Source organism: Pseudomonas sp. SCA2728.1_7, assembly GCF_018138145.1.
Classification (GTDB): domain Bacteria; phylum Pseudomonadota; class Gammaproteobacteria; order Pseudomonadales; family Pseudomonadaceae; genus Aquipseudomonas; species Aquipseudomonas koreensis_A.
This window is the reverse complement of record NZ_CP073104.1, coordinates 76,309-86,975: the sequence shown is the minus strand read 5'-3', so window position 1 is coordinate 86,975 and position 10,667 is coordinate 76,309. Positions and strand designations below refer to the sequence as shown.

5 protein-coding genes are annotated in these 10,667 nt (G+C 61.8%); 4 read left to right on the top strand and 1 reads right to left on the bottom strand.

Translation table 11 applies throughout. The features are described from left to right. Positions 1-259: 259 nt before the first annotated feature. The gene (locus tag KBP52_RS00380; RefSeq protein ID WP_212621703.1) at positions 260-6,670 is read right to left on the bottom strand and encodes a non-ribosomal peptide synthetase; all 6,411 of its coding nucleotides are present in this window, start codon (positions 6,668-6,670) and stop codon (positions 260-262) included. 488 nt (positions 6,671-7,158) lie between these two features. On the opposite strand from KBP52_RS00380, the gene KBP52_RS00375 reads away from it, so the two are divergent. The 4 genes from KBP52_RS00375 (at position 7,159) to KBP52_RS00360 (ending at position 10,623) form a co-directional block, all read left to right on the top strand. Further along, a complete protein-coding gene (locus tag KBP52_RS00375; protein ID WP_077572420.1) occupies positions 7,159-7,953 on the top strand; it encodes a helix-turn-helix transcriptional regulator in 795 nt (264 codons plus the stop codon). 33 nt (positions 7,954-7,986) lie between these two features. Further along, entirely contained in the window at positions 7,987-9,381 is a 1,395-nt protein-coding gene (locus tag KBP52_RS00370) for an efflux transporter outer membrane subunit (RefSeq protein WP_212621702.1), read from the top strand. A 157-nt stretch (positions 9,382-9,538) separates the two neighbouring features. Then, complete coding sequence (locus KBP52_RS00365; protein ID WP_008079652.1) at positions 9,539-10,144, top strand: SCO family protein; 606 nt, start codon at positions 9,539-9,541, stop codon at positions 10,142-10,144. After that, entirely contained in the window at positions 10,144-10,623 is a 480-nt protein-coding gene (locus KBP52_RS00360) for a copper chaperone PCu(A)C (RefSeq protein ID WP_212621701.1), read from the top strand. The genes KBP52_RS00365 and KBP52_RS00360 overlap by 1 nt, the downstream gene beginning before the upstream one ends. Positions 10,624-10,667: the final 44 nt, after the last annotated feature.

Below are 10,667 nucleotides of genomic sequence, written 5' to 3'. Positions count from 1 at the left end.
GAGGTAACCTGCTGTAAATACGGAAAAAAGGAGCGCGCAGCAGCGAGTCCGTGCACGCGGCGCGCAGCCTGGAAAAACTAAAACATCGGGGCGTGGGTGTCTGACATGGGAAGCGGGGACAAGCCATACCGGACAGGGGCCACACAACCTCCCCTGTAGGAGTGAGCCTGCTCGCGATGGTGTCAGGTCAGGCAATATGTTCGTGACTGACCCACCGCAATCGCGAGCAGGCTCACTCCTACAGGGATTGTGTTCGCCGTCAGAGGCGGCGTTTGCGGTTGAGGTTGGGGATGGTGGTCTGGGCGATCTCGACGTGCGTGGCCTGTCGCGAGGTCTGTGCCGCCAGCGCCGCCAGTGTCGGCTGGCTGAACAGCGTCCGCGCGTCGACATGCAGCCCGGCCAGACGCATGCGCGCGACCAGACTGACCGCCAGCAGCGAATGCCCGCCCAGCTCGAAGAAGTTGTCGTGCCGGCCTACCTGCTCGACCTTGAGCACCTGCGCCCAGATCTGCGCCAAAGCACTTTCCACGTCACCTTCGGGTGCCTCGTAAGGACGGCTGAGCAGCGCTTCCGCCCCCGGTTCCGGCAACGCCTTGCGATCGACTTTGTCGTTGGGGGTCAGGGGCAGCGCCGCCAGCATCACATAGGCACCGGGCACCATGAACTCCGGTAGCTGCGCCAATACATGCGCGCGCAATGCTTCAAGCGTCGGCGCCGTCAGCTCGGTACGCAGGGTGTAATAAGCCACCAGCCGCTCATCGCGCACCAGCACCACTGCCTCACGGATCGCCGGATGTTCCAGCAGGCGCGCTTCAATCTCGCCCAGCTCAAGACGAACCCCGCGCAACTTGACCTGAAAGTCGTTGCGACCGAGGAATTCGAGGTTGCCATCGGCGCCGTAGCGCACCAGATCACCGGTGCGATACAAGCGATCACCGGTCACGAACGGGCTGTCGATAAAGCGTTCGGCCTGCAATTGCGCCAGTCCCAGATAGCCGCGCGCAACGCCCACTCCACCAATATGCAAATGCCCACTGACGCCAATCGGCACCGGTTGATCGCAGCCATCGAGGACATACAGCCGCGTGTTGCTCAGCGCCTTGCCGATCGGCACCAGCGTCGGCGGCACCGGCTCGCCGGGCTCCAGCGTCCAACCGCTGCTGTCGACCGTGGTTTCGGTCGGCCCATAGACGTTGTGCAGACGCACCCACGGCAGGCGCTCGCGCACTTGCCGGGCCAGGGCGACGGTCAACTCGCCGCCACCGTTAAGCACGTCGGTGAGGCTGGTGCACTGGCTGACATCGTCCTGCTCGATGAACTGCTGCAACAAGGCCGGCACGAACTTGACCACGGTAATGTTCTGTTCGCGGATCACTTGCGTGACATAAGCCGAATCGCGATTACCGTCGGCCCGCGCCAGCACTAGGCGCATGCCCGAGCACAGCGGCCAGAAGATCTCCCACACCGAACTGTCGAAACTGTACGGGGCCTTTTGCAGCAACGCGCCGGTTTCAGTCGGCGGCGACAACTGCGAGCCCCAGTGCACCATGTTGCAGGCACTGCGGTGCTCGATCATCACGCCCTTCGGCGTACCGGTGGAGCCGGAGGTGTAGATCATGTAGGCCAGGTTCAACGCGCCGAGACCCGGAACCTGCGGATTGTCGTGCGGCGCCTCCTGCCAGACGCCGAGGTCGAGATCGATCAGCGGCACGCCGGGTTCGCCAAGCAGATCGCGCGTCGCGGCGTGCACCAGCAGCGCAACCGGCGCGCTGTCCTGCAACATGTAGTTGAGGCGTTGCAGCGGATAATCCGGATCGAGCGGCACATAAGCACCGCCAGCCTTGAGAATGCCCAGCAGACCGATCACCAGTTCCGGCCCGCGCTCAACGCAGATCGCAACCCGCGAATCCGGCTGCACGCCGTGTCCGCGCAGATGATGGGCCAAGCGGTTGGCCTGCTCGTTCAGCTCGCGATAGGTCAGGCGCTGCTCGGCGAACTGCACGGCGATGGCATCCGGTTTGCGCTGCACCTGTTGTTCGAACAGCGCCTGCAGCGGCTGATCCATCGGGCAATCGACTGCCTTATCGTTGCACTCGATCAGCAGCCGTTGCAGTTCTTCTTGCGGCAACAACGGCAGACTGTTCAACGGTCGTTGCGGCGTGGTTTCCAGCGCCTCGATCAAGCCGCTGATGGCCGCTTGCACGTAGCCGCCAATCCGCTGCGCGCCAATGCTCGACACGGTTCGGGTGGTCAGACGCAAGCCTGTGCCGAGATCGTCGACGCTTAGGGTAAACGGGTAATTGGTGCGTTCCTCGCTGGCCAGGGTCTCGATGCCTTGCCACGTTTGCCGGGAGGTTTTTTGCTCGACATCATCGCTGTGCCGATAGTTGAGCAAGGCACTGAACAGCGGCGCCGGCGCAGCGACGCCACTGCAACGCTGAGCCAGCGCCAAAGAAGCGTGCTCATGGGCAAGCAACGCGGTCAGGCGGGCATGGGTGGACTTCACCGCCGCGCGCGCGCCTTCGCCGACATCGACGCGCAGCGGCAAGGTGTTGATGAACACCCCCAGCGCCCGGTCGGCACCCGCGCCGCCCTGCATGCGCCCCATCAACACCGTGCCGAACACCACGCTGTGCTGGCCGGATGTCGCCGCCAATACTTGCGCCCAGGCGAGGTGGATCAGGCTGGCGACGCTGACGCCGGCCAGACGTGCCTGCTGCTGCAGGCGCGGATAGAGCTCAGGCGCCAGGGTTTGCTCGGCTTCTTCGATGTTGCTGCCATCACCCTGCACATTCTGCAAAGCGAACGGCAAGGTCGGCTCTTCGATGTCGCCGAGCATCTGCCGGAAAAACGCTTCATGCTCTTGTTCACTGACACCCAGTCGCGTCTGCGCCACATAGTTGCGATAAGGCACCGGCGCCGCCAGCGGTTCAGCGCTCCCGGACAGGCAGGCGTGGATTTCTTCGCGCATCGCTTCCAGCGCAATGTGATCCATCGCCAGATGGTGGAACAGCAAAATGCCGACCACTCGGTTATGCGTCAGATCACGGGCAACCATCAGGCGCAGCAGCGGCGCCTGACTGACGTCGAGGCGATAGCGCCGCGCATCGAAGCGCTGGTGTAATTGATCGATGATCGCGCCGTGGGCAGGATCAAGTTCAACCTCTTGCACCGGCAAAACGGCCTCGCGCCAGACCACTTGCACCGGTGACGTCAGCCCCTCCCAGACCACCGCCGTACGCAGGATGTCGTGCCGCGCCATGACCTGACGCAATGCTGCAGCGAAGGCCTCGACCCGTTCAAGGCTGTCGAACGCCAGCAGCGATTGCAGCAGGTACGGATCGCCCTGCGCGGCGGTGATGTGGTGATAGAGAATGCCTTCCTGCAACGGCGCCAACGGGTAGATGTCCTGCACATTGGCGGCACCACCCGGCACCGTCGCAACGATGCGCTCGATCATTGCCTGATCCAGCTGCACCAGCGGCAGCAGTTCAGGGGTGATGTGCGTGCAATCGGCGGCAATGCGGTTGACCGGCACCTCGACTTCGCGGCCGCTGCCCTCCGCCGCTGCCAGCGCCGCCAGTGTCGGCTGGCTGAACAGCACGCGAACGTCGCTGCTCATGCCGATCTGGCGCATGCGTTCGATCAGGCCGACGGCCAACAACGAGTGCCCGCCCAGCTCAAAGAAGTGGTCGTGACGCCCTACCCGTTCAACCTGCAAGACCTCGGCCCAGATCTGCGCCAGGGCGATTTCGACGTCACCTTGTGGCGCCTCGTATTCGCGACGGATCAACGCCTCCGGTCCCGGTGCTGGCAAGGCCTGGCGATCGAGTTTGCCGTTGGCGGTCAGTGGCAACGTCGCCAAGCGCACGTAAGCCGCCGGCAACAGGGCGGACGGCAAGCGCGAGGTCAGGTGCGCGTGCAGTTGCAGGATATCCAGCGCCTCATGCTCGGTGAACCATGCCAACAGCTGACCGTCACGCACCAGCACCACGGCTTCCTGCACCGCGTCATGGCTGGCGAGTGCCGCTTCGATTTCGCCCAGTTCGACACGCACGCCACGGACTTTCACTTGGTCATCGTTGCGACCGATGTACTCAAGATTGCCGTCGGCGCGCCAGCGGGCGAGATCGCCGGTGCGATACATACGCGCATCCGGCTGTTCACTGAACGGGTCGTCGAGGAAGCGTTCGGCCGTCAGATCCGGACGATTCAGGTAACCCCGGGCAACCCCGGCGCCGCCGACATACAGCTCACCGATGATGCCGATCGGCACCGGACGCAGCTGATCATCGAGCAAATACGCCGTGGCATTGCTCACGGGTTTGCCGATGTGCAACGCCAGCCCCGGTGTGATCAACCCCGACGTGGCGACCACCGTGGCTTCGGTCGGGCCATAGTTGTTGACCACCGCAAAAGACTGCGCACGGTTGAACTGGCGCAGACGATCGCCGCCGATCAGCAAGGTGCGCAAGGTCGGGTGATCGAGTTGCTTACTGAAGGCATATTCGGCAATCGGCGTTGGCAGGAAGCTGACATCCAACGGCTGCGCCCGCCACCAGGCGAGCAGCGCGTCGATGTCTTCGTTGCCTTCGCTCGCGGGTGACAAATGCAGCGTCGCCCCGGCACACAACGCCGGCCAGACCTCCCACGCCATCGCGTCAAAACCGAAGCCGGCCAGACTCGAGGTGTGCTGCCCGGGAGCGAGTCCGAATGCCGCGCAATGCCAGTCGACCAGATTGCCCAACGTGCGGTGTTCGACCATCACGCCTTTGGGCAAGCCGGTTGAACCTGAGGTGTAAATCACATAAGCGAGGTTGTTCGTGGCCAACCCCGGCAGGTCAGGATCGGTCGTGTTGTCGAGCGACCATTCTCGGCGATCAAGCTCGATCACTGGCAGCGCTGTGGCGGGCAAGCGATCACGCAAATCACTTTGCGTCAGCAGCGCGACCGGAGCACTGTCGCCGAGCAAATAACTCAGGCGCTCGGGCGGATGCACCGGGTCAATCGGCACATAAGCAGCACCAGCCTTGAGAATCGCCAGCAGCCCGACCAGCGTCTCCAGGCTCCTGCGCGCGACGATCGCCACCCGGTCATCCGGCCGCACACCGAGGCCCAGCAGATGATGGGCCAGCGCATTGGCTTGCTGGTTCAGTTCGGCATAGCTCAGGGTTCGTCCCTGATACGTCGCGACCACGGCGTCCGGTTGTTCGGCCACTCGGGATACGAATCGCTGATGAATCAGTGGGCCTTGCGGATAACTGACGCGGGTGTCGTTCCACTCATCGAGCAGGGCCAACTCTGCCGGGCTATTGAGGTTGAAATCGGCGATCGCCAGTTCCGGACATTCCAGACCCTGCTCCAGTATCAGCAACAAGCGCTCGGTCAACGACGCCATCTCGTCTGCCGTGAAATAGGCCGGCGAGTACACCAGATGCAGCCAGGCCTTGTCGTTGTAACGGTTGCTGCGCAGGTGAAGGGCCAGCGGTGTCGCCTCGTGCTGGTTGGAGACCTTGACCGAGTGTCCCGACGCCTCACCGTAACGGTAATCATGGTCGTCCTGTTCGTAGGACACCGACAGCTCGAACAGTTGCGCACGGTCTTCACGCAACAGGCCCAGCGCGCGGTTCATCTCGCTCAGCGGGTAGCGTTGATGGCGAAAATCCTGTTTCAGGCTATCGCCGATCGCCTTGATCAATTCGCCAAATGACAGCGCCCGGCCAAAACCCATGCGCATCGCACTGACCTGGGTGAACAAGCCCAAGGTGCTTTTGAAGCGGGCACCGGAGCGATTGAGAATCGGCAAGCCGACCACCCACTCATCACGTTGGGCGGTACGACTGAAATACACATGCAGCGCCGCCAGCAACACATGAAAGGCCGAGCCACCGAATCGTCGCGCGCAGTCTTTCATGCGCTCGTGCAGCACCGCTGGAAAAGCCTCGACGTGGATGCGACTTGGCGCTGCTTCAGCGTCAAGAAATTCGCGATGACGGGGGGTCAACAACGGTTCGGGCAAGCGGCGGTACTTGTCCAGCCAGTAGCGCTGATCGCGCTCGTAGCGAGGTGACTGATGGTAGCGCGCGTCATCTTCGATAAAGCCGACATAGGACGGTGCCGCCCTGCGCGGATGCTCGCCACGGCACAACGCGCTGTAGATCTCGCCCACCGACTTGAACAGCAGCGCGAATGCCCAGCCATCGATGATCAAGTGATGAGCCTGGGCCGCCAACCAGTGGCGATGGCGATCGAGGCGAATCAGACTGAAGCGGAACAACGCTTGCCCGCTCAACACAAAGGCCTGCGCCATTTGCGCTTCGACCAGTGTCCGGGCAGCCGACTGTGGATCAGGTTGGCTGCTGACATCATGCAGCGGCATGGCCACCGGCAACGCCTGGGCAAACCCTTGCAACGGCAGCCCGTCGTGACCAACGTCCGATCGCAGAACAATGCGCAAGGCATCATTGGCTTCAATCAGATATTCAAGTGCCGATTGCAGCAATGCCGGATCCAGCGGCCCGGTCAGTTCGACATATCCACCAATGTTATACAGCGGCGAATCTCCGCGGCTCAGTTGGTCCAGCCAGATATCCCGTTGCGCGGCGGTCAGCGCGAATGTCTCGACAGGCACGGACGGATCGTCCGCCACGTTGGCAGAAGTAGGCTGCATAAGATCCTTCTCATGAAATTTTGCCGGTATTCAAGCATCGGCCCCGCCACCGACATGACACCTGAAACCCGGACAATCACTAGACTCGTAAGCGCCTGTCTGACGTTGCGGGCGTGTTTATCGCGGGCTCTGTCTAAAAGTTCTGAGAGGAAATACTGAAAAGCTTGTAGGAAAAAAACCACATACCAGCGCCGCCATTTGCCCGAGCGCTGCCGATCACATTTCACCATCGCCCGGTTTTCCGGGGCTTGAGCGTGACTGAACAGTCACGCTCGTCGTTACGCCGGTGTTCAACAGCGTCAGAACCCCGGCGCCAACAATCAGAAATAGTGGCACTTTGTGTCCCTGTTTTCCCCTACAGACGTAGGACAAATCCATAGGCTTAAATCCCGCTCCAGATCGTGTTCAAGGAGAAATGACGGCGTGGGTGGCTTTTGCATAATCGGCAGACGATTCAGTGATGGTTCTGAACCAGGGATGACAAGGATATGAATCTGACCGGCAGTATTCGCAATATGGAAAACCCGCATTTCTACTGGCAACTGGGTGAGCTGATTGCAAGCACCGGCGATGATCACTTCGCCACGAACATGTTCCAGTTGGTCGACACGCTGGTGCCGGTCAATCGGGTGGATCTCAGTGAGTGGACGCTGGATGAGCGTCAGGCCAGCGTGCTCGATATCAAACCGCTGGGCAGCGCCGGGCTGACGCAGACCTGTGCACCGGCCGAGCCGCTGGAAAGCCCCGACGATCATCCGCTGTTGCAGAAGATGATCGAGATGAACGACTCGCTGCTGATTCAACTGAAGGCCTCGCTGCAGCCTCGCCATCCGCAACACAGTGCCCACCAATGCAATCTGGTCTCGCGCACGTCCAACCGCCGCTGTGTCATCTCGTTTTACCGACCGCATACCCAACGGGTGTTTTCCCTGCCCGAGCTGTCGTTTCTCAAGCGCCTGTCCGACACCTTGCTGCCACTGATCGAACGCCACGCGCAGATCAGCCGGCAACTCCTCGCCAGACAACCGCGTCAGCCCTTGGCCGAACTGGACCAGGCGCCGCTGGCACAGGTGTTCGACGAGCGCCTGGCGATCAGCGACATCGCCTTGTCGGTGCGTGAGAAAGAAGTCTGCCTGGGCCTGTTGACCGGCGGCACCGTGCCGCAAATGGCGGAAAAGCTGCGGGTCAAGAACAGTTCGATCGAGACGTACCTGAAACGCGCCACGGCCAAACTAGGGGTCAGTGGTCGCCATGGTCTGGCGAAATGGATGGCCGGGGCCTGAGCACAACGCTCTTTTAATGCATGAGGCAGTTCGATGTTGACGTTGCGACTTTCCCTGCTGTCCATCGCGGTGCTGATGGGCGGCTGTTCATTGATTCCCGAGTATCAGCGCCCCGCTTCCCCCACCGCCGCGCAGTATCCGGCAGCAACGCAGACTGCAACGGGCAGCGAGGACTGGCGCACACTGTTCACTGACCCGGCGCTGCAACAGTTGATCGAAAGCGCGCTGGTCAACAACCGCGACCTGCGCGTGGCGGCACTCAACGTCGAAGCGTTCCAGGCGCAATATCGCATTCAGCGCGCCGACCTGTTCCCGGCGGTGTCGGCTAATGCCAACGAGTTGCGCCAGCGCATGCCGCCGAGCGTGACCCAAGGCAAAGCGCTGATCAACTCAACGTACTCGGTCAACCTCGGTATCAGCGCTTATGAGCTGGATTTCTTCGGTCGAGTGCGCAGCCTCAGCGAACAGGCGTTGCAGACCTGGCTCTCGACCGAAGAGGCGCGACGCAGTGCCGAGCTGAGTCTGGTCGCCAACGTCGCCAACGCCTACCTGACCTGGCGCGCCGATCAGGAACTACTGGAACTGACCCGCGACACCCTTGCCGCCGATGAACAGAGCCTGCACCTGACCACGCGCAATCGCGAGGCCGGCAAATCGTCAGCGCTGGAGCAGGCGCAAGCGAAGACCAGCGTCGACAGCTCACGGGCCAATCTGGCGCGCTATCAACGTCAAGTCGCCCAGGACCTCAACAGCCTGACCTTGCTGGTCGGCGCGCCAGTGCCGGACGCCTTGCCCGGCCGTCCGCTGGCCAGCGATCTGGTGCAACAACTGCCGGCCGGTTTGCCATCGGATCTGCTGCAACGGCGTCCGGACATTCTCCAGGCCGAATACAAACTCAAGGCCGCCAACGCCAATATCGGCGCAGCGCGGGCGGCGTTTTTCCCCAGCGTCAGCCTGACGGCCAATGCCGGCACCTCCAGTCGTGACCTGTCCGGACTGTTCGCTGGCGGCTCTGGCGCGTGGACCTTTCAGCCGCAGATCAGCCTGCCGATCTTCAATGCCGGCAGCCTGCGCGCGAGTCTGGATTATTCGAAGTTGCAGAAAGACGTGGCGGTGGCCGAATACGAAAAGTCGATCCAGACCGCGTTTCAGGAAGTCGCCGACGGCCTCGCCGCACGCAGTACGTATCAGCAGCAATTGCAGGCGCAGCGCGATCTGGTCGCGGCCACGCAGACCTACTACAACCTGGCGCAGAACCGTTATCAGAATGGCGTCGACAGCAGCCTGACGTTCCTCGATGCCCAGCGTTCGCTGTTCAGTTCGCAGCAAGGCCTGATCACCGATCGCCTCGCGCAACTGGTCGCCGAGGTCAATCTGTACACCGCGCTGGGCGGTGGCTGGAGCGCTGAGGATTCACGGCTGCAGTGAGTCCGTGGTCACTTTTTCTTACACCTTTTGTCGCTCGATCCTCTGCCGTGCGGCGATCCATGGCCGGCCTCTGCCCTCAGTTTGGTATCATGCGCCGCTTTTACGGTTAACCCCCCGCCAGTCCTGCCGACTGACGGGCTGCAAAAGGCGGTATTAGATGACGGCTTTGTTGACTCGCCGCAAGGTGCTTGCGGGAATGGGCGTGCTCGGGCTAGGCCTGCTCGCCGGCTGCGACACCCGCGGCCAACTGTCGTACAAGTACGGCAAGGATCTGAGTAACAAGATCATGGGGCGCACCTTCAAACTGAAGAACACCGACGGCGAAACCATGACGCTGTCGAGCTTTCGCGGCATGATGCCGATGGTGTTCTTCGGCTTCACCCAGTGCCCGGCAGTCTGCCCGACCACCCTCGCCCGCGCGGCGAAAATCAAGAAACTGATGGGCGCCGATGGCGATCGTTTACAGGTGATTTTCATCAGCCTCGATCCCGAGCGCGATACCCCGGAAATCCTCGACGCCTACATGAAAGCCTTCGATCCGACTTTCGTTGCGCTGTACGGCACGCTTGAGGAAACCGCGGCCACGGCCAAGGAATTCGACGTGTTCTACGAGAAAGTCCCGGCCGGCGACACATACACCATCTCGCACACCGCCACCAGTTACGTTTACGACTCCAACGGCGGCTTGCGCCTGGGTCTGTCCACCTCGCTTTCGGCAGAACAATGCACGGAAGATTTGCTTACTGTTATGGAGGTTTGCTGATGCAACCTGTTTTGAACCACATCAAACGTGCCTTACTCGCTCTGTCCCTGCTTGGCCTGGCCTCGCAGGTCTCGGCGCAGACCAAAGTCGACGACGCCTGGGTGCGTGCCACCGTGCCGACCCAGTCCGCCAGCGGCGCGTTCATGACCCTCACCGCCGACAGCGACAGCAAGTTGCTCAGCGTCGCGACGCCAGCGGCCAAAGACGTGCAGATCCACGAAATGACCATGAAGAACGACGTCATGAGCATGGGCCCGGTGAAGTTCGTCGAGCTGCCGGCCGGCAAAGCCGTCAAGCTGGATCCGAACGGCTACCACGTGATGCTGATGGGCCTGACCGGTCAGCTCAAGGAAGGCGACAGCGTGCCGCTGACCCTGACCGTGGAAAACGCCAAAGGCGAGAAAGAGACCATCGAAGTCAAAGCGCCGGTTCGCGCGCTGACCAACATGGAAGGTCACGATCACAGCAAAATGCATTGATCTGACTGAGCGGCAATAAAAAGGGGCGGCCTGATCGATGATCA